Below are 20,070 nucleotides of genomic sequence, written 5' to 3'. Positions count from 1 at the left end.
CACCACTCGCTCATTTCAGAAACGTGCCCGGGCAGCAGCTGCCGTGCGGCCCAGTTTCCGACGACGGGAGCTACTACTACCTTGAAGCGCTGCCACGCGAAGGCGGCACGGCGGTTACGTTCTTCGCGGAGAATCACTGTGCGGAAAAGATACTGCGCGGGTTCGGCAGACCTCTGTTGCCCATTTTTGATCCGTTCGTGCGCTCGCGAGCGGCCAGACGCGCTCCAGTCGATCCTCGCTCGGACATGATCGGTCTCAATGCCGATCTCTATGACGCGATTCACATGCTATGTCTTGCCTTCGGCTTCATGCCGAAAAACGGGATATCGCGCACACTCGAATCGCTGCGAACGGAGCCGGACCGAAAGGTAGAACGTCACGAAATTGTCCGGTTTGCGCAGGCCTTGGCGCGATACGAGAATTTGAATCCACTCTCGCTTGCCATTGACTCGTTACGTCGAGCCAATGCGCGCCTTCGCGAGTTTCCGTTCATATTTCTTCGCGCGCGGCTGCGACACGAACACTTGCCGGACTGCCTTTAATAGAAGGCAAACTGAAAGCGAATTAGCCTGCCGGAATTCATTTCCAGGCGGGCAATCTGGTTACGGCATCCCTATTCCGGACGGTGTGCATCTGCAGCCGGCCTGGCAAATTTTGATTCGATAAGAAGGCTGACGCGCCGATAGCCCTTGAGCGCGTTCACGATAACCACGCCTAGCCATACCGCCGATACGATCAACGCAAGACCCGCTACGCGTGCAAGCGGCGCCGGCCATTGACTTGCCGCGACGAGTAGCAGCACGGCAACGAGGTGAGCGGCGAATTGCCGTTTCCCCGTGCGGTCCTCAATGATGTCCTTTACTTTTGGCACGATGTTCATCGGCATCGGCAATGACGCCTGCAAGTGGTACCAAAGCAGGAACGGCAGGATCTTGTAGAGCATGCCGTTGACGGCAGACCACGCAAAACCCACCAGTACGAGTACGCCGAACGTCACGAACCAGGCGGGGCGACCGGTATTGACTGCGAGAAACCACGCAGGCCAGCAACAAACGAGACTCGCCATGGAAAGACGCCAGAACAGCGTCGTGGCGTCCGCCTGCGCGCGCTTGCGTGTTGCCAGCAGATAGAGCGTCACGCCGCCCAGCGCCGTGAATGCCGCACCCAGCGCATTGCCGAAAAGAGGCTGCACAAAAGTTGCGCGATCGTCCGGCAAGAAGCCGGCCGCGAGCGACAGCACGAGAACCAGGCCGAATACACCCGGGGCAAACCACCGCGTGAATGCAAGCGGATACGGCTCGGTCACGAGAAACATCGGGATAACCTGGTAGGCAATGCCCGCCACGAGGAGCCCGATCCAGCCGGACAATCCCCAGAGCACATGAATATGGGTGACGCGCTGCAGTGGAAGCGTGTAGGCACCCGACATCGCGCCCGCGAGCATACCGCCGACGACAACGGTAACGAAGAGCGAGCCGAGGGCAAGCCGCGTCGACAGCAGGACATCCCCGGATCCTTTCTGGCGGTTTTTACGGGTCAGAAAGAAGCCGATGACGAACGCTGTGAGGAACCAGAGAAAAGCGCCGACGAGCACAACGGCACTTAAGGCGTAAAGCGCCGGTACCGACAATACAAAAGCGGTGGAAAGCGAGAGCGCGCCAATCGTAAGCAAAGCATGTACTACGGTGGCGGTGACGACGGGGCGGTAAATATGTATACCCGTCGCCACGGGCAGAATCTGGACGAGCGCGCCGAGCATCGCGTTACCTAACGCGCCCAGCGTAAAGAGGTGCGTGAGCGCGAGCGCGAATGGCGACCAGCGCGACGCCAGCGCAAGCGGCCCGCTCCAAAGCAGCAGGCCGCCCGCGATCAAAACGTAGATTGGCGCACTAACGAAGAATCGGAGCGGCGCCGACAAAGACGGCGAACTGTCGAGCGATAGCGCACGTCGCATCAGGCATTCCGCCAGATGCGAATTTCAAAGCGATGAGCGTCGAACGCACGCGTACTGTGTTCGTAACCGCTTCGCTCAAGTATTGAGTAGAGGGGAAAAGGCTGGCGATCGATGATGACACGCAGATGCCACCCATGCTCGAGTGTGCCCAGCGCCGACATGATCTGCTCCATCGGCTCGGGTGGTTGCAGTCCGCAAACATCGAGCACTATTTCACGCGCTTCAGGTTCCATGTTTTGCTGCATCCGCTAATGCGTTCCGCCGAAGTCGAAGTATGCGGCGCCTGAAGAGAATAGCAGACGCGAGCTTGAATTCCGCCTATAACCTTGCTCGCATTATTCACATCAATCGCCCCGCGGGCGTCAATTGTCTGACTTGAGGTTAGCGAAGGCCACTCCCGCCAGTAGCAGCTTGCCGATGCTTCACTCCAACGCCCGGCTGATGCCTCAGAGACGCGCTGCCGGGAATGCGTTTGCGCAGGGTTCTGGGCACGAAGCTTTATAAAGCCATGTGGCGAATTGGCACAGCCGGTGCGCAGTCAACCATCCAGGAGGCTGTAACCGTTTGTTTTATTTAATTTTTGCTGTCTGCGGGGCAGTGCCGGGGATGAACGGTTCCTTTGCATATAACGCGTCTACGTCTTATCATGTCGTTAAACATGCATTCGACGTACATGTTTAACGACATCGCAGGCCGCTACGGACGTACACAACTTTCCTGCGATCCAATCCCTTCAAACAGCGGAAAGAGGACTATGCACTCAACACGTCGCTTATGGAAATGGCTCGGGCTAATCTGCCTGCTGTCATTTGGCACCCTGCTCTGGCTGGGCAGGGATATCTATCTGGCTCAACCTCCCATCCCGAGCCAAGTCGTGAGTGAAAACGGCAACGTTTTGTTCACGGGTGATCAAATCCAGCGCGGCCAGCAGGTTTGGCTGGCAGCCGGCGGCCAGCAGGTTGGCACGGTCTGGGGTCACGGCAGCTACGTTGCTCCGGACTGGTCTGCCGACTGGCTGCACCGCGAAGCAGTTGCGTTGCGCGAGTCGTGGGCTCAGCAGGAGTTCCACAAGTCGTATGACGCACTGACCGTGGATCAGCAAGGCGCGCTTGACGCACGCCTGAAGCACGAAATGCGCGCCAACCGCTACGACGCCGCAACCGGCCACGTCACGGTGACCGATCAGCGTGCGAGCGTAATCCTCGACATCGCCAAGCATTATGAATCGCTGTTCGGAACGGATCCCTCGTTCGACAAGCTGCGCGACGACTATGCGATGAACGCAGGCTCGGTGCCCGATGCAAGTGATCGGACCGCACTTTCCGCCTTCTTCTTCTGGTCGTCGTGGGCTGCCACGACCGAGCGTCCGGGACAAACGGGTCAAACGTATACGAACAACTGGCCGCATGAGCCGCTCGTCGACAATACGCCGACGGTCGCCAACGGCATGTGGTCGATTGCGTCCGTGATCCTGATGATCGCTGGTATCGCCGGCATGATCTGGTATCACACCGCGCACGGCGAAAGCGAAGAGCACGAACCCGCCACGCCGGGCGAAGACCCGCTGTTCAACGTCAAGCCGACGCCGTCGATGCGCGCCACGAAGAAGTACTTCTTCGTCATGATCGGTCTCCTGCTCGCACAGGTCGCCATGGGCTCGCTGAGCGCCCACTACGCCGTCGAAGGTCACAGCGTCTTTGGTGTTCCGGTTGCTGATGTTCTCCCGTGGGTTGTGAGCCGTACCATCCACACGCAGTTCGGCGTTCTCTGGATCGCTACCGCGTGGCTTGCGACGGGTCTCTACATCGCCCCGCTGCTCGGCGGTCGTGAACCGGTCCTGCAGAAGCTCGGCGTCGACGTTCTGTTCTACGCGCTGCTCTTCATCGTCGTGGGCTCGACGGCCTGCGGCTGGCTCGGCTCGATGCAGCACCGCGGCACGTCGTTCGCCTTCTGGCTCGGCAATCAGGGTCTCGCCTATACGGCCATGGGCCGGGTCTGGCAGTTGCTGCTGTTCGTCGGTCTGCTGTTCTGGGTGTTCCTGCTTGGCCGTGGTCTGTGGCCGGCACTGAAGGACCCGAAGACGAAGGGCCGCAGCCTGATCGCCATGGTGTTCCTGTCGGCAACCTGTATCGGCCTGTTCTACGCATCGTCGCTCGCCTGGGGTCAACACACCAGCTACTCGATGATCGAGTACTGGAGATGGTGGCTGGTGCACCTGTGGGTTGAAGGCTTCTTCGAAGTGTTCGCCACGGCTGTCATCGCGCTGATCTTCTCGCGCCTTGGTCTGATCGGCATCGAAAGCGCAAATCGCGCAATCGTGATGGAAACGATCGTGTTCCTCTTCGGCGGCATTCTCGGTACGCTGCACCACCTGTACTTCACGGGTACGTCGACGGCAATCATCGCTTTCGGCGCAGCGTTCTCCGCGTTCGAAGTCGTGCCGCTCGCACTCATCGGTCTGGAAGGCTGGCACACCTATCGTCGCACCCAGGCTGCTCCGTGGGTTCAGAACTACAAGTGGATGATCATCTGCTTCGTGGCGGTCGGTGTGTGGAACACGATTGGCGCGGGTCTGCTGGGCTTCTCGATCAACCCGCCGATTTCGCTGTACTATGTGCAAGGTCTGAACATGACCCCGGCGCACGGCCATGCTGCACTGTTTGGCGTGTACGGCATGCTCGGTATCGGCCTGATGCTGTTCTGCCTGCGTGGTCTGACCTCGCGTGACGCATGGGATGACTCGCTGATCAAGCCGGCATTCTGGTTGCTGAACATCGGTCTGGCCATGATGGTGTTCATCTCGATCCTGCCGTCGGGTATCTACGAAGCGTATGAAGCTGTCCACACGGGTCTCTGGTACGCACGTTCGGCTGAGGTCATTCACTCGTCGGTCATGACTGCGCTGGTTTGGGCACGTGTGCCGGGCGACCTGGTGTTCGCTGCAGGCGTTCTGTACCTCGGCTGGTTTGCACTGCGTCTGCTCGGCGGCAAGCCGACCTCATCGCAGGCTGCAGTCAGCAAGCAGATGAAGCACCGCGTTTAATCGCAGTAGCAGTATCAGTATCAGTAGCAATAGCAAGAACGAACCGCTGGCCGGCACATGCCGACCAGCGGTTTTTAACGGTTGGCAGGAGAAACAACCATGACGACCAACACTACAAACACTCCGCTGTCGCAAGCTGAAAATGAAGTCCTTGCAGCCCTGCGGTATGTGATCGATCCTGAGGTTGGCGTCAACATCGTTGACCTCGGGCTTGTTTATCGCGTGGATGTGCGCCCCGATGTACTGCGTATCGAGATGACGATGACTTCGCCGGCCTGCCCGATGGGCCAGGTCATCATGGACGACGTCAATCAAGTGCTCGATGCACTCATACCACCCGGCACGGAACTCGATATCGAGCTGGTCTGGGAACCGCCCTGGAACCCCGACATGATGAACGACGCAGCTCGCAAGGTGCTCGGATGGCCGGACGAATGACACACTCCGCCGCTTCCACGGCCGCCGGACAACGGACGAGCCAGACGAAGCGCCCCCGCCCTTCCCCTCTGCGATTCGCAGCCCGCGCATTACTCGGTGCGGCCATCGTCGCATCGCTCCTTTGCGGCCTTGCCGCCGGACTCGCCCGACTGGGCGTACCGTTGCCAGCCCACGCCGTCTCCAGAGCAGCGTGGCATGGCGTCCTGATGATCCCCGTATTCTTTGGCGCCGCCATCAGTCTCGAGCGTGCCGTCGCAATCGGTTCCGCATGGTGCTTTTCCGCACCGGCCGCAGCCGCGCTTGCGGGCGTACTCTTGCTGGCCGGCGCACCTGTTCCACTCGCACAAGCCGCAGTGCTGATCGGCGGAGCCGTTCTGCTCGCGGGCAGCATTGTCGTGCTGCGCAAGCAGCTTGCACTGCACCTTGCAGTCCTTGCCATTGCAACGGTCTGCTTGAGCGCGGGCAATCTCGCCTGGATCGTTTTCGGCGATCCGTTGGCTGCCGTGCCCTACTGGCTCGCGTTTCTCGTCCTGACGATCGTCGCCGAACGACTTGAATTGACGCGCATGCGGCCCATGCGGCCCGCAACGCATTACCTTTTCTACGGCTGCGTCACGCTGTTGCTGGCGGGACTCGTCATCGCGCTTTGGCAACCGGACCTCGGAATTCGCATCTTTGCCGCGAGCTTCGTCCTGTTGCTGTTCTGGCTCGCCCGATACGATATCGCTCGCCACACAGTGCGCCAGCGCGGCCTGACGCGATTCATCGCCGTCGCGCTGCTATCCGGCTACGGCTGGCTCGGCGTAAGCGGCTTGCTGGGAATGGATGGTGCGTTCGCAGCCGGACATCCCTGGCACGACGCAGCGCTGCATGCGCTGACGCTCGGCTTCGTATTCTCGATGGTGTTCGGCCACGCGCCGATCATCCTGCCCGCAGTCACCGGCTTGCGTGTGCGCTACAGCCCGCTCTTTTATCTGCCGCTCGTTCTTTTGCATACAGCAGTCGGGCTGCGGATAATCGGCGTATTGACGGGCGACTTCAACCTGAGACGTTTTGGTAGTGAAGCCGCTGCCGTTTCCTTGCTGGTGTTCATGCTTACGGTTTTGACCGCAGTGTTGTCAGCGCGGCGAAAAGCCGGCAGCAATTGATTTCACAGGAGCGGTGCTTTCTCACGCACCGCTCCGTTTCGACGATCAAATCGGCGCACGCTGAGGTAAGATCATCGTCTCGCGCCATCAATCCGGCTGGAAAAATACCCACATTACTTAGTTAACCGAATCTATCCAGGCACCCGCGATCTTTTTAGGTGGAGAAGTCTACGCTATGGGTTACGCGCCAGCACGAAACAGAACCATCCCGTCTCAATCATCTGCGGGCTGGACATTATCCGAGACTCCGCATAAACGCACGGCCCGTCTGCCATGATCGTGCTCAGCCACTTTCGGCACCGCGCCGCGCCCAGTCTTGCAAATCATCGACACTACGCGCGGGTGCGCGGCTATCGTCACGAGATAATCGACGCTTCGGAAATGCCTCAGGCGCTTCCGTTGCGCGCACTCTACCGTTACGAATCGCTCCTGAATACGCTGCGCCGCGCGGACCACAACGAACTCATCCTTTTACTCAGTGAAGATGCGGCGATCATCGAGCCGGTTGCGCTGGAGCAGCTCATGGCCGATCGCGACGTGCTTCTGGTACGCGCATCCACGCATGCCTTGCCGCAAATCGACGTCCAGATCTGGCGGAACACGAATGCCGTACGCGAGACCGTGTTACAGATCGTGAAGCGATGCAGAATCGACTTCACCGACCGGCTGCCCTCCGAGGCCGCCGTATTCGCCGGTTTCGAGTCTGAACACTACATGACGTTGTCCAACGGAATGTGCCCGGTCATGCCGACCGGATACAACTATGATCCCATGTGGAGCCGCGTGCCGACGTTCGCCATCAGCATTGACGATGCGCCACAATCGCCGGAACGGAAAGGCACTACGCCGCGCTTCAGGGATGCACTCATCGCGCACATAAACCACACGCGAGCAGCCGGGTTGCCCATGTTTTCATTTCCGCAATATGCTGCGGATTCCTCGAATGAAACGGCGGATCGTAGTGCGTACAACCTCGGCAAAGCAGTTGCGGTAGTCACCCTCTATACACCCAACATCGAAAGCTACGCTCGCATTGCGGAAGGCAATTTCCGTCGCTACTGCGAGATGCAGGGTTATACGTTTTATGTACACCGCGATATTCCGCACGAAATCGGCTTGAACGCATCCGGCAACTGGTTCAAGCCGTGGTTGTTGCACGGTTACCTGCAACATCACGAGTGGGTCATCTGGCTCGACGCCGACGTGCTTGTCGCCGATCAGCAGCAAAAACTGGAGCCGTTGCTCGAGGGACGCGATTACCTGCTCGCACACGATGTCGGGCAGTGGCCTTTTAACTCCGGTGTGATGGGTTTCCGACGCACGGCGCACAACGATGCGATGTTGCAAGATCTTATGGCGAGCGTTTCGGCGTTGCCCGATAAATCGAGAGTCTATTCCAGCGATGGCGATCAGCTTCAGTTCATCAACGCGATGAGAAAAAGCGGAGCGCTTCAGGATGAAGCGCTATCAGATATGGTCTGCTTCAACACGCCCTGGCTATTTCGCCGCCCGGATAGCTTCATCGTGCACTATTACGGAATGTGGCAGAGCATGCGGACGCTGATGATGGCGCACGACAACGCGCTCCTCGCATAAGCCGGCGCAACGACGACTACGCATCGGCAACAAGCATTTCCCGCAGAGAACGCGTGAGCACGTCCAGATCGTCCGGCAATGGCGTGCCCGTATCCCGATTGATTACCGCTTCCACCCGCGCGCAATCCGCCGCCAGCGACGCCTGACCGAACACCGCCAGTGCGCCGCGTATCGAGTGAAGCTGCGCCAGGACGGCGTCCACGTCGCCCGCCGCCTGAGCGGCTTCCATGGTCGATACCGCTTCCGCCGTCGACCGGATGAACGTCTCCCAGAGCTGTTTCGGCATGGTGCGGCCACGAAACTTCGCTTCGTCCGAGTTGGACACGCTGATCAGCTTCACGCCCCGCTCCGCGGCAATCGCTCCCATCACGTCGTTGAGTTGCTGCCGCGAAATCGGCTTGGTCATCACCTGGGTCATGCCGGCCGCCTCGCAGCGCTGCCGCTCTTCCTTCGTGGCGTGCGCCGTGATCGCCACAATCGGTAAAGCAGGCTTGCGTGCGCGCACAGTCTCAGCCAACTGGTAGCCGCTCATGCCCGGCATGTTCAAGTCGGTCAGCAGAACGTCCCAGTCGTCGTCGTCGAGCCGTTCGAGCGCCTGCCGGCCGTTCGCTGCGGTCGTGACGCGGCAGCCGAGCGACGTGAGCTGCTCTGCCAGCAGCATACGGTTCGCTTCGTTGTCCTCGGCCACCAGCACGTTCAAACCGCGCGAGGACGCTACCGTATCCGCGCGAATCACGCCGGCCGTCGCAGCCGATGGGCCCGGCAACGGCTCACCCAGCAAAGTCGCACGCATGCTCGCCGCGAGTCCGCTCAGACTCAGGCACGACACGCTCACGATCTTGCCCGTACAAATGGCGTTCGCCGGGCCGCCCGGATAGCCGTCGACGACCCATGCCGCGTCTTCGACGAGGCGGTTCTCGTCATCGGCTCGCCATTGCTCGCGAGCGCCCCAGATCACCAGCACGGCGGCGGCTTCGAGATCCGACTCCTTGATGGTTGCCGGATGCCGGTGCACATTCACCTGCGCACCCCAGTGTTCGAGATGGGGAACCGCAAACTCGCACCATTCCCGTGCCGAACTCAGGAACAGCACACGTGCCCCGTCGACGATACGCGGGTCGCTGCGCACCGCGATTGCGTCGCCGAGCGGCAGATACACCGTAAAGCGACTGCCGACGGCAGGCGTGCTCGACACATCGATGCGCCCGTGCATGGCTTGAACGAGCCGCTGGCATAACGCGAGCCCAAGCCCTGTGCCGCCGAAGCGCCGGTTAATCGAAGCGTCAAGCTGCGAAAACGCCGTAAAGAGCTGTTCCTGATGCTGCTGTGAAATGCCGATGCCGGTATCGACAATCGCCAGAACCAGTTGCTGCTTGCCGTCGCGGGCCGTCTCGAGGCTCACGACCACCGTAACGGAGCCGTATTCGGTGAATTTGATTGCGTTGCTCAGCAAATTATTGAGCACCTGCCCGACGCGCGTCGGATCGCCCCACATGGTCTGCCCGGCGGCGATGTCGATGCGTGCATAGAGGCCGAGTCCACGCGCCCGCGCGAGCGGCTCGAAAATCCCCAGCACGCATTCGATCTGCTCCAGCACGTTGAACTCGATTTGCTCGAGCGTCATTTCACCGGCTTCGATCTTCGAAAAATCCAGAACATCGCTGATTACCGCGAGCAAGCCGGCGGAAGCGCCGCGCACGGTGGCAAGCCGGTCGTGCTGCACGCTCGTCAAGGGCGAGTGCGCAAGCAGTTCGAGGTTGCCGAGGATCGCATTGAGCGGCGTGCGGATTTCGTGACTCATCGCGGCGAGAAAGGCCGACTTGGCCTGATTCGCCGAATCCGCAGCCTCCAGCGCCGCATTGAGTTCACGCTGCAGACGCCGCCGCTCCGTCACGTCGATGAAGACCGCAACCAGCACGTCAATGCCGTTATATCGCGCTTGCGAGGCGCTGCAAGCCAGCTCGACGTGGCCGCCGCCTTTCGTGGGAAGAACGACGTCCTGGCGCAGCACGGCAACCGGCTCGCCCGGTGGATGATCGCGCTCGAACGCGTCGTAGCACGCGACCAGCGCATCCGCGAGAGCCGCCGCTCCGCGCTCGATCCGCGACCCGAGTTCCTGAACGACCGGGCTATCCAGCAGCCACTCGCGGGACTTGAGCGAGATGAGTGCGAGACCGACTGGAACGGTCTGGACCACCGTGCGGCTCAGGTTCTCGCTTTCGAATACGCGCTCTGAGCGGCGCAGCAAGGGGGCGAAGACGCGGCTGCGAAAACTCAGCAGCAGCGCCCACACGACGCCGAGAATCACGGCCATCGCCACTGCCGCCGTGCGCGCCTGCGGCGCGATGCCGGCTGCGACGTCGTCCCATGAAAAGACATGAAGCAGTGTCCAGTCCGTGCCTCCGATCGGCTCCTCGATCACGAATTTCCCGCCGCCGTAACCCACATCGCCGCCAAGAAACGCCGGATGCCGCAGTTGCCGCCACCCTTGCTCCTGCGCCTCGGCGGCGTTCTGGTTATCGCGGCTCGCAATAATACGCCCGGCGGGTCCGGCGATCAGGTAGGTGCCCTCCCCACGCGTGGACACCGCACGCAGAAAGGTTTGCAGATCATATTCGATGGCGATTACCGCGAAAGGCTCGCCCTGGCTGCTCGCCTGCGAAACGAGCCGTACGCGCGTGCTGCCGGTAAGCGGATCGGTGAATGGCGGCAGCCAGTACACAGCGCGCCGGAAGCCGCCCGGGCGCTGTTCGGCGGACGGCGTGAGCCTTGAGAGGTCGACCTTGAGCGTCTTGATGAGTTCGGCCACTTGAGGACGTGTCGCAAGCGGCACGACGGACGCCGGCATGACGATCAGCTCGTCATGCGGGCTGTAGATATACCCGGAGATGTCCAGGTTGTTGGCGACCGACGCCGACGCGTTGCTCAGCGCGAACAACTGTGCGAGCGCGAGATAGCGGCGCACGAGGGATGGGTCGTCGAGGGCTTTAATGGAGGCGGCGAAATAGACGTCGCTCGATGTCGAGGGACTCTTGATGAAAAGCTGGTTGCCGTTGCGCAGGAATGCCTCATAGGCCGATCCGTCGTTTTGCGGCAACGTCGGCCATGACAGTTCGAAAAGGCTAACCGTGCGGCGCAGCGACGTTTCCACTGCCTGCACCAGCGTCACGACCTGGCCTCTGTCCTCCGCAAGATTTTGGCGCTCGACCGCCACGAACTGACGTATCGCGTAAACGCATGTGACTGCGAACATCAGGAACGCCACCAAGGTAATCACGACACCGCCGCCCAGAAGCAGCAAGTCCTGGTAGCGCCGCAGACGTCCTAAAGGCGTGAAAGGCATGCTCGTGTTCCCTCATTTTTTGCTCAGGCAGCTAACGCAAGTCTAAACACCTGCACCCGAACGCGCAGCGCGCGTCGCAACCGCTTGCTCCGCCGCTTGCTCCTTCATTTGCCCTGTCGTTTCCTGCTAGGCGCTCGCGCCGCGCACCGGACGGCTCAACAGTTGATCGAGCAGCGCCTGATAGGTGCGCACGACTGCCCGATTACCGGGCGCATAGCGGCCAATCAGCCGGCGCTGCCAGGTACGGTAACTCTCCACATGGAGATCGTGATAGTCGATTGCTTCGATGAGGCGCGCCGCCCCGCGTTGCGCATTATTGCCCTCGTAGTAGTAGCCCAGATCCGGACACAGCGACGCGTTATGGACGAGCGGGTAGCCTTGCCAGCACACTTCGAGATAGAAGTAGTTCAGCGGATTTTCCATCTGGTGAGAAATCACGATGTCGGTGTTCTGCGCAAGGAACGTCGGCGTGTCGTGATGGCCGGTAAACACCGCTTTGTGCTCGCGCACGATATCGAGCTGATTCATCAGCGCGATGAAATCGACGTGCCCCTGCGCCAGCGACAAAGCGTTGGCGACCTGCACGAGATCGATAGCGCCAGGCCGCTCGCGATAGACCAGTTCGGCGATCAGGATCGGATAGAGGCAAAATTTGACGACGTCGATATTCGGCTCCATCACCGTGAGCCGGCGAGAGCCAACGTGCGGACGATAAATGCCGTTGTGCGGAAATTCGCGGCTGCGGGCCTCGATAAATTCCGGGCTCCACACGAACGGGACAATGCGCCCGCTCTGCCGCCGCATGACCTCCAGATAGCTTTGGCTGTTGCCCGCTACCTGCGGAATGACCCACAGATCGTCGTACCGGTCGTTGACGAACAGGTTGCCGCCCCAGAGCGATTTGCCGAATATCATCGCTTCGGCTGCGTGAATATACTCGAAGCCGCAGCAATAGGATACGAGCCGCACCCCGCGCGCCTTGAGATATTCGGTGCGCGCGCTATCCACCTGGCCACCGAGTTCGATGACGAGGTCAAGCTGGTCTTTCGCATCGTTGAAGTCGAGCGTCGGATGACGCGACAGATCCCACGGCAGCGCCGACGTCAACGGCACGGATGTGGTGTTGACGAGCACGACGCTCGCCACGCTCGGGCAATGACGCAAGGCGTCGGCGAGAAACACGGCATTTTGCTTGATGCCGTTATTCCAGAGCGTTTCGTCGGGCCGGTGCAGGCCGATGGTGATGCCAATGCGCTGGCGCTTCATAACAGCTGCTCCAGGGATGGACGCTTGCCGGGCGGCGCGCCGGCTGTGGGATATTGCCGTTCGATTCAGGCAGATGACGCGCCAGGCCGACAATGCCGCCAACGATGCAATCGCGCCAGTATTGCAATGCGGCCAGCCCTTCGATATCAGACCGATACTAAAGCCAGCCCCCGGCAGCCAGGACATGTCCTGGTCTTCTCACAGATCACTTCGGGGGCGTCCATCGACAATGAGACCGCACTCCCACGCGTACCGGAACAACTCCGCGTCGCGGGCAATGCCGAGTTTCTTCATCGCCATCTGCTTCTGCGTGCTGACCGTCTGTACCGCACGATTCAATCGCTGCGCGATTTCGCTGATCGATACACCCGCCACGTACATTTGCACGACTTCCTTCTCCCGCTTCGACAGCGCCACCTGATTCTGTGCGCCACCATTGAACGGCCGCAGCGATTCCTCCGACCGCGAAGCCGCACCGGGAAAGTAGATCATGTGGTTGAACACGGCATGAACAGCCATGACGAGATTTTCGAGGCTGTCAGATTTGCGGATGTACGACTGCACGCCGAGCTTCGCGACTTCACGCACGATTCCGGGGTTATCGATCATCGTGAGCACGACAATCTTCAGATCGGGCCACTGACGCCGCAGATACGACAAAAGCGCGATGCCATCGCGGTGCTCGCCGTTGGGCATGGAGAAGTCGGTCACAAGCACGTCGCAAGTGACATCGTCGAGCAGGTCGATCAGTTCCGTCGAACTCGCCGCCGTACCGATTACGTCGATTCCCCGGGTGGACTCCAGCGTATATCTGACGCCGGCCAGCAACGCGGGATGGTCGTCAGCAAGAATGACGTCGATTTTCATGGTTCCGGCTCTGGAGAGAAGACTTTCGGACAACGAAAATGTAGTCGCCTAATCCGGTTTCTGGACCTTGTCCAAATCATTGTCCGAATAAGAGACGCACGCAGTTGGGATCGGGACTGCGTGCTCAATGTGTGAGTCGAAACCCCCGAAACAACGCGTGGGGATATCGGATCGGGTGGCATGCCAGCCACCCATGCAACGTTCGGCAGATAGTAACCCAACAATCAAAACATTACAATCTCATAACAAGTCGCTGACAAACTCGTGGGTTGCCATCAGTTCTACTATTTGACTTCCTGGAAAAACTTCATCGCCTGCGATATACCTGCTGTCCGGAAACGCCTCACTCAGATGATTTACCCGAACGATGCGCGATGCGTCCCTGTCATGCCCGGTTTCCGTTGTCGAATAATGCCCCAATGGCTTGCCCGTACGCTTGCAGGTTGGCCTCGTGATCGGGATAAAGCGTCGCGAGGAACGCTTGCGACTTGCGCCGATAGGCGTCGAGATTACGGTCGTGTTGCGAGAACGCGTCCAGAAGCGCCCGTCCCCCCTCTTCGCAGTCGAAATCGCGATAGCGATAGCCGCAATCCGCGATCAAATGGGAGTTGTGAATCAACGGATAGCCTCCGTGCAACGCCTCGTAATACACATAGTTTTGCGCGTTTTCCCATTGATGCGTCACGACTGCATCCACATAGGATGCCATCACCTGATAGAACGGGAACCGGCCTTCGAACGAAGCCAGGCCGTGGCGCACGATGTCGAGACTTCGTGCAAATACGCCAAACCCGCCATGCTCTTTGAGCTTCATCGCGTTGTACACCCACACGTGCTCAAGTATGTCGGCGTTTGCGCGATGCGCAACCTCGCAGCACAGCATCGGTAACGGACCCGTCTTGACCATGCAGATATTCGGCTCGAATATGCCGACCCGCCAGCGGCGGCGGCCTGGCCGGTAGCCGAACGGCGTATCCGCGTCCAGCTTCGCCGCCGCCCGGTCCAGAACCAACGGGCTCCACAGATGCGGCACGATGCGAACGGGCGCGCGCATTGCGCTTCGGAAGTACGGCCTGCAACTGTGCTCGTACTCCGGCAGCGTCCAGATTTCGTCGTACGCCGCACCGCTGATCAGCAGCGCATGAGGCTTGTCAAAGATCATGCGTTCGATGTCGATCACGTAGTCGTTGCCGACGCGCATCGACACAACCCGGCCGCCGCGTTCGCGAAACCGCGCAATCCACTCGCGGTCGAGCTGCGCACTCATCTCGATCATCAGATCGAGCCGGTTGGCGGCGTCGCTCATATCGATCATCGGCGCGGGCGATTCTTCGACGAAACGTCGCGCGTCATCCAGATCGCCGTCGCCGCCGCCGGCCACAAGATAGACCTCGCTCACTTGCGGCAAGCGCTGCAGCAACATGACGAGGAAGAGGCAATTCTGGAAGATGCCGTTTTCCCACAACGATTGTTCCCCCTTGCGCACGAAGAGCGAAACGCCGACCTTCAGCTCGCGCCCCACGGGGCGCGCCGTTTTTGCATTGTCATTCACGCCGCGTTCTCCCACGCCTTGTTGCCTGCCAGCGCCTGCAGACGCATGGCGTAAGCCTCCAGATTGGCCTCGTTGAACGGATTGACGGCTTCGAAAACAGCCCGCGAACGCGACCGGTAATCGTCGATCCCCGCATCGTGATGGCGGACGGCCTCCAGCAGTTGTGACGCACCCGCCAGCGCGTCGAAGCCCGGATAGTAGTAGCCCGCATCCGCAAGCCAGGGCGAATTGTGTATCAGGGGATAGTCGCCGTAGAGCGCGTCGAGATAGCTGTAGTTCTGGTCGTTGCCCCATTGATGCGCGACCACCGCGTCAGCATGTTGCCCCATGAAGCCGACGATGTCGTGGCGGCCATGAAACGTGGCCCGATGCTCGCGCACGAGGTCGAGCGAATTCGCCAGATACAGCATGGTCCGATGATCCTTCATGTGAAACGTGTTCAGCGCGTGCATCGCGCTCACACTGCTGCGGTCGGCACGATAGGCCTCGTCGCAGATCAACATCGGAATACTCGACGCCTTCACAACAGAAATATTGGGCTCGAAAATCGCCACGCGCAGGCCGCCGCCGAGCTTTTCGCGCGCTTCCCGGCCGGAATCGTAGCCGTATCGCACACCGTAGCCGGCCGCCTCGGCGATACGAACGTCGAGAAACCCCGCATGCCAGATGAATGGCACGACATGCACGGGACAACGATGCATCGTGCGCATCATGGGCTGCATGAGGTGATCCTTCGGAAGCAGCCACACCTCGTCGCAGCGATCCGGGCGCGTTGTGCTCACTTGCCGCTCGAACACCGCCGACTCGACCAGCGCCACGTAGGGCTGGCCGCAGCAGAAATAGACGACCTTGCGGCCGCGCGCGCGCATCAGGTCGAGCCATTCGTTGTCGAGCGCACCGGCCATTTCGACAATCACGTCGACCTCGTCGGTTGCCTCCTGCTGGGTCAAGATGCGCACGCCTGCCGCAAACCGTTCAAGATCGCACGGCAGCTTGCGCTCGCTTCCGACGTCGATCAGCACGACTGATTGCACAAATGGCAGACGCAGCAGCAATTGCGCGAAAAAAATTACATTCTGACCGAGCCCGTTTTGCCAGATGCTCTGGCCCGCGCGACTCAGCGCCGAGATTCCGATTCGCATTATTCACCCCAATAAACGACAGAATCGGCCTGCCCTTTTGAGGAAGGCCGAACGTGTCGCACGATACGATACGGTGAACTATCGATCAATAGTTGCGGTGCGGCGAGTGCGGATTTCGCATCGCCTGCGGCACTTTCAGCACCGTCAGTGCGCTTACTGCTTCGTTTTTCAGACTAGTCCCATGCAGCCGATGTTCGCACCCACCTATACTGAGACAGCAGCCAGATACCTCCCATTCTGGCTGGCTACGAGTGCGTACTCATGGAGTTTGCCGCCCCTCCCCGGGGCGGTCTTTTTTTGTGGCTCAATATCTGAAGATCAGAAAGCGCATACTGTAGCGCGCAGCCGGAGTCCTGATCCGTTTAGTCCGGCATCCTCGCGACAACAATAATGAACCTGCGACATGATCGACAGAACGACAGATGAAGGCCCGCTCGGCACCGAGTTTCTGCCGTCTTACTGCTTTCACGAACGACACGACTCGCGACCTTTATGCGCCACTCCGGCAGAGATCATTGCGGCCGTCGAAGCAGTCGAAATGCAAGACGATCGCGTGACGCGCGCGCTACTGGCGGTGCGTCAGTTGCCCGCACGACTGTACGGACGTGGTGATTCGAAGGAGATGGAACGGTTCGGATTCTCGACGTTTACGCCGTTGCGCCGGACGCAGCGCGAACTGTCGCTCGGCCTTGCGGGCCAATTCTGGCGCGTCGGTATGCGACTCGCAACGCTACCCGACGCAGATGCGTTCTCTCGCTTCGTTACGCCGGGCAACGCGAAACTTGTGTTGCGGTTTCTCGTGTTTGACCGGCCAGACGGCTTGCGCACGCTGCGCACGGAAACGTTCGTTCATTGTCCAGACTCGCAGACCCGGAGGCGAATGACGCCCTACTGGTGGGTGATCCGGCTGCCGAGCGGCTGGATACGTCGCCGAACACTGGCAGCGGTGCACCGAATGCTGCGGCCACGCATTTAACCTGACACGACCGGTCATGTCGCCACCGGCACCCGGATTAAAACGCCACAGGAAAACAGAGATTCCTCAAGCGTTCAGGGGCGGCATTGAGCCGCCCTTGAACGTCATGGCTTACCGCATCCCGGGCTACTTTACACTTTTAATTCTATTCAACGCAGGTTTAGCGACGATACCCTTGGCCTTGAAATAAGCGGTCGCAATGTCCAGGTCGATCCCGCCTTGCTGCAGGTTGGCGCCTTCCAATAGCACAGTGAAATTGCTGCCACCGGCTGCAAGGTAATCATTGACGGCCACGCGATAGATTTTGTCCATTTCGATCGGCGCACCATTCAACTTCATCGACCCGGTGACGACGCGCTCACCCTCTCCAGGTGCAGCGCCCGCTGGCTTACTTTTGGCCCAGGTATAGGTGAATCCATCCGAGACCTGGAGGACGCGACCATTACCGGAATATTGCGGCTTCTCCCACTGCTGCTCTAACAATCTCAGCAATTGAATTCCTGTCAAATCCATCAAAACGACGCTATTGCTGAACGGCAGAACGTTATACAACTCGCCTAAAGTCACGTCCAGTTCTTTCAAGTCGCTACGGAGACCGCCACTGTTGGTGAAGGCGATTTGTGCCGGTTTGTCGAACGAAGCGTCTGACGTACCAAACAGGTAGGCATCCGCTATAACATCGCCAAGCGTCGACTCGCCCGCCGGACTGCGTGTTGTATCAAGAGGTTCAGAGATTTTGCCGACCACCTCTCCAGCCATCGGGGCAGCCAGTTTTTCGTAGTTCTGCACGAACGCGTCGATTTCACTGTCTTTAGCCAAAGGAACGACACCGTCGGGAAGGGTTCCACCAGACAGTATTCCGACATCGTTGACTGCGACGATGTTATTGGCATCCTTCTTGAGGACAGTCCTGGTGACTGGATCGATAGTCAAATCGACTTTTGTTGCGATTCGCCCATACGATCCGGTTTGCGTCAGCAGCTTCCCATTTCTTGTGCAGACATATTCTTGATGAGTATGGCCACTGATGACGACATCAACCGCCGGATCGAGCTTGTCGACTATTCCAACGATGTCGCCGTTCAACCCGGGACAAGTCTTGTCGTTGACTACGGTAGCCGCGGTGCGACCGCCCTGGTGGAGCAACACGACGATGGCAGAAACACCCTGCTTCTTGAGTTCTGGAACAAGGTTATTGACGGTTGTGATTTCATCCAGGAATCGCAGGCCCGCCACGCCAGAGGATGTCACCACCGTAGGCGTTTCTTCCAGCGTCAAACCAATGAAGCCGATCTTCACACCGCCTACCGTACGAACTTCATACTCGACTAAACGCGAGAACCGCGCACGCCCACAGGCCATGCCTTAAATGCGCCCGGCCGTCCACCAAAGAGATTCCATTCGACGGCCAGGCGCCCGAAAATACGTCAACTACGTCGCGCCGTGAGCCACTGCTCCGGCGTCAGCGGCTTGCCGACCACGCGGATCTCGCTGATGTTGCCGAAGAAACCGCCCTTGCGCGGCATCGTCCCATGCCCCGCACCGACGACCCACGGCATGGCGTCGCCCAGCGTATCCACGCCGGGGGCATTGCTTACATTGCGCAGCACCGGGGCACCTTCGACATAGAGGATGGTTTCGTTCGTGCTGTTGTCGCCGACGATGGCGATATGCACCCACTTGTCAGCCATGATTTCGCCGGACCAGTTGGTCTTTGCAGTGCGCTCGCCACGCTGCGCGGGCACGACTTCCCACTGGATCTCACGCAGCTTGGAAACGGCGAACACCATCGGCGAGTCTTCCGGGGCGCGCCCTTTGAAGCCATCCAGGCTGCCGCGCGCGCCATCGCGCGTCATGATGTTCATCCATGCGTGCTTACCGGCATCCCAGTCCTTATCGATTTTGACGATGGCTTCGACGGTGTAGCCATTGGCCAGGGTTTCGGCGTTGATCGGCGCTGCGGCGTCGGTCAGAAAGTAACTCAGGCGCAAGAGGCCCGTGTTACGGAACTGCACGGAACCCGGTACGGCCGACAGGTGGTGGCGGTCATCGGACCAGACGAGATCGTCAAGCTTGGCGCCGAACACGCCACCACCGCTAAGCGCACCACGGCGGATGGGGTTCTGGCCAGCCTCGTCGGGGACGGTCTCGCCTACCTTGACGGCCTCGCCCACCGTGCCGCCAACGAAGCGCCAGTGCGCCAGCGTCCCGACAACGTGCGGATAGTCTTCCGGGTCGGCTGCGGGCTTCTGCTCCACAGGCTCCGGGTCCTTGTAGTTGGCAAGGATCATGGCCGTGGCCTTGTCCACCAGCGAGGTATGGGACGGTTTGCCCGCCTGGAAGTCCTTATTGAAGCCCGCAAAGCGCTTCGCGAAATCCATTTTGATGACGAACTGCTCGTTCGGTGCGGTCAACACTGCCTGGTCGAACGCGTTCAGCGTGTCCGTGGGCTTCTGCGGCACCCACGGCGAGAAGGAGATCACCTTGATCTCGTTGTTGCTCAGATCGAACTCGTACAGGCGCATCAGGCCGTTGCCGCCCTGGTAGGCCATCTGATAGTCCACCACCATCTGTTCGACTGCGTTGCCGTACTCATTGGGTTTGGGGAGTCGCGCAGCGCCGTGGTAGTGGCCGTTCAGCGTCATGAAGATCTGATCGTTGTTTTTGATCAGCTTGTCCCACAGCATCTTCCCGTAGGGCACCTCAAGCGGGCTCTCGCCGTCCTTGCCGATGTTGAGGAGCTGG

Annotated in this window: 15 protein-coding genes; 6 read left to right on the top strand and 9 right to left on the bottom strand. The window is 59.9% G+C overall.

Features of this window, described 5'->3' with window-relative positions:
- Positions 1 to 23 precede the first annotated feature (23 nt).
- Complete coding sequence (locus EPN59_RS15010; RefSeq protein ID WP_293046298.1) at positions 24 to 542, top strand: hypothetical protein; 519 nt, start codon at positions 24 to 26, stop codon at positions 540 to 542.
- 71 nt (positions 543 to 613) lie between these two features.
- Here EPN59_RS15010 and EPN59_RS15005 read toward each other — a convergent pair whose 3' ends face one another.
- Positions 614 to 1,918 carry a hypothetical protein gene (locus EPN59_RS15005; protein WP_293046295.1) on the bottom strand — a complete coding sequence of 435 codons (1,305 nt, stop codon included), beginning with the start codon at positions 1,916 to 1,918 and terminating at the stop codon, positions 614 to 616.
- Between the two features lie 35 nt (positions 1,919 to 1,953).
- A complete protein-coding gene (locus EPN59_RS15000) occupies positions 1,954 to 2,187 on the bottom strand; it encodes a DUF2249 domain-containing protein (RefSeq protein WP_293040461.1) in 234 nt (77 codons plus the stop codon).
- A gap of 521 nt (positions 2,188 to 2,708) precedes the next feature.
- On the opposite strand from EPN59_RS15000, the gene EPN59_RS14995 reads away from it, so the two are divergent.
- The 4 genes from EPN59_RS14995 to EPN59_RS14980 all read left to right on the top strand — a co-directional run bounded on the left by EPN59_RS14995 (position 2,709) and on the right by EPN59_RS14980 (position 8,179).
- On the top strand, positions 2,709 to 4,997 hold the full coding sequence (locus EPN59_RS14995) for a nitric-oxide reductase large subunit (RefSeq protein WP_293040458.1): 2,289 nt from the start codon (positions 2,709 to 2,711) through the stop codon (positions 4,995 to 4,997).
- A gap of 99 nt (positions 4,998 to 5,096) precedes the next feature.
- Complete coding sequence (locus tag EPN59_RS14990; protein WP_293040455.1) at positions 5,097 to 5,435, top strand: iron-sulfur cluster assembly protein; 339 nt, start codon at positions 5,097 to 5,099, stop codon at positions 5,433 to 5,435.
- A complete protein-coding gene (locus EPN59_RS14985; protein WP_293046292.1) occupies positions 5,420 to 6,583 on the top strand; it encodes a hypothetical protein in 1,164 nt (387 codons plus the stop codon). Before EPN59_RS14990 ends, EPN59_RS14985 begins: the two co-directional genes overlap by 16 nt.
- A gap of 273 nt (positions 6,584 to 6,856) precedes the next feature.
- A complete protein-coding gene (locus tag EPN59_RS14980) occupies positions 6,857 to 8,179 on the top strand; it encodes a galactosyl transferase GMA12/MNN10 domain protein (protein ID WP_293040452.1) in 1,323 nt (440 codons plus the stop codon).
- 16 nt (positions 8,180 to 8,195) lie between these two features.
- Here the strand turns inward: EPN59_RS14980 and EPN59_RS14975 are convergent, their stop codons facing one another.
- From EPN59_RS14975 to EPN59_RS14955, 5 genes are all read right to left on the bottom strand, one after another.
- A complete protein-coding gene (locus EPN59_RS14975) occupies positions 8,196 to 11,522 on the bottom strand; it encodes a hybrid sensor histidine kinase/response regulator (RefSeq protein WP_293040449.1) in 3,327 nt (1,108 codons plus the stop codon).
- A gap of 126 nt (positions 11,523 to 11,648) precedes the next feature.
- Positions 11,649 to 12,788: a DUF2827 domain-containing protein gene (locus EPN59_RS14970; protein ID WP_293040446.1), complete on the bottom strand. Its 1,140-nt coding sequence runs from the start codon at positions 12,786 to 12,788 to the stop codon at positions 11,649 to 11,651.
- Between the two features lie 198 nt (positions 12,789 to 12,986).
- The gene (locus EPN59_RS14965) at positions 12,987 to 13,655 is read right to left on the bottom strand and encodes a response regulator transcription factor (RefSeq protein WP_293040444.1); all 669 of its coding nucleotides are present in this window, start codon (positions 13,653 to 13,655) and stop codon (positions 12,987 to 12,989) included.
- Positions 13,656 to 14,040: 385 nt separating this feature from the next.
- Positions 14,041 to 15,207, bottom strand: a complete 1,167-nt coding sequence (locus tag EPN59_RS14960) for a DUF2827 domain-containing protein (RefSeq protein WP_293040441.1) — start codon at positions 15,205 to 15,207, stop codon at positions 14,041 to 14,043.
- On the bottom strand, positions 15,204 to 16,349 hold the full coding sequence (locus EPN59_RS14955) for a DUF2827 domain-containing protein (protein WP_293040438.1): 1,146 nt from the start codon (positions 16,347 to 16,349) through the stop codon (positions 15,204 to 15,206). The genes EPN59_RS14960 and EPN59_RS14955 overlap by 4 nt, the downstream gene beginning before the upstream one ends.
- Positions 16,350 to 16,752: 403 nt before the next feature.
- Here EPN59_RS14955 and EPN59_RS14950 point away from each other — a divergent pair, with 403 nt between their 5' ends.
- Positions 16,753 to 17,325, top strand: a complete 573-nt coding sequence (locus tag EPN59_RS14950) for a hypothetical protein (RefSeq protein WP_293040435.1) — start codon at positions 16,753 to 16,755, stop codon at positions 17,323 to 17,325.
- Between the two features lie 126 nt (positions 17,326 to 17,451).
- Here EPN59_RS14950 and EPN59_RS14945 read toward each other — a convergent pair whose 3' ends face one another.
- Positions 17,452 to 18,624: a 5'-nucleotidase C-terminal domain-containing protein gene (locus EPN59_RS14945; RefSeq protein WP_293040432.1), complete on the bottom strand. Its 1,173-nt coding sequence runs from the start codon at positions 18,622 to 18,624 to the stop codon at positions 17,452 to 17,454.
- Positions 18,625 to 18,752: 128 nt separating this feature from the next.
- Positions 18,753 to 20,070, bottom strand: a 1,318-nt coding sequence (locus EPN59_RS14940; protein WP_363928567.1) for a LamG-like jellyroll fold domain-containing protein, incomplete at its 5' end; no start/stop codon positions are given.

The sequence above is a fragment of the Paraburkholderia sp. genome (assembly GCF_004298475.1).
In the GTDB taxonomy this organism is placed as follows: domain Bacteria; phylum Pseudomonadota; class Gammaproteobacteria; order Burkholderiales; family Burkholderiaceae; genus Paraburkholderia; species Paraburkholderia denitrificans.
Note: the sequence above shows the minus strand (reverse complement) of the source record. Positions and strands in the feature narration are given on the sequence as shown.

Coding starts and splice junctions, on each gene's coding strand:
- EPN59_RS14950 (WP_293040435.1), top strand. CDS start 16,753: ATGATCGACAGAACGACAGATGAAGGCCCGCTCGGCACCGAGTTTCTG.
- EPN59_RS14985 (WP_293046292.1), top strand. CDS start 5,420: ATGGCCGGACGAATGACACACTCCGCCGCTTCCACGGCCGCCGGACAA.
- EPN59_RS14965 (WP_293040444.1), bottom strand. CDS start 13,655: ATGAAAATCGACGTCATTCTTGCTGACGACCATCCCGCGTTGCTGGCC.
- EPN59_RS14975 (WP_293040449.1), bottom strand. CDS start 11,522: ATGCCTTTCACGCCTTTAGGACGTCTGCGGCGCTACCAGGACTTGCTG.
- EPN59_RS14995 (WP_293040458.1), top strand. CDS start 2,709: ATGCACTCAACACGTCGCTTATGGAAATGGCTCGGGCTAATCTGCCTG.
- EPN59_RS15000 (WP_293040461.1), bottom strand. CDS start 2,187: ATGGAACCTGAAGCGCGTGAAATAGTGCTCGATGTTTGCGGACTGCAA.
- EPN59_RS14955 (WP_293040438.1), bottom strand. CDS start 16,349: ATGCGAATCGGAATCTCGGCGCTGAGTCGCGCGGGCCAGAGCATCTGG.
- EPN59_RS14980 (WP_293040452.1), top strand. CDS start 6,857: ATGATCGTGCTCAGCCACTTTCGGCACCGCGCCGCGCCCAGTCTTGCA.
- EPN59_RS14990 (WP_293040455.1), top strand. CDS start 5,097: ATGACGACCAACACTACAAACACTCCGCTGTCGCAAGCTGAAAATGAA.
- EPN59_RS14970 (WP_293040446.1), bottom strand. CDS start 12,788: ATGAAGCGCCAGCGCATTGGCATCACCATCGGCCTGCACCGGCCCGAC.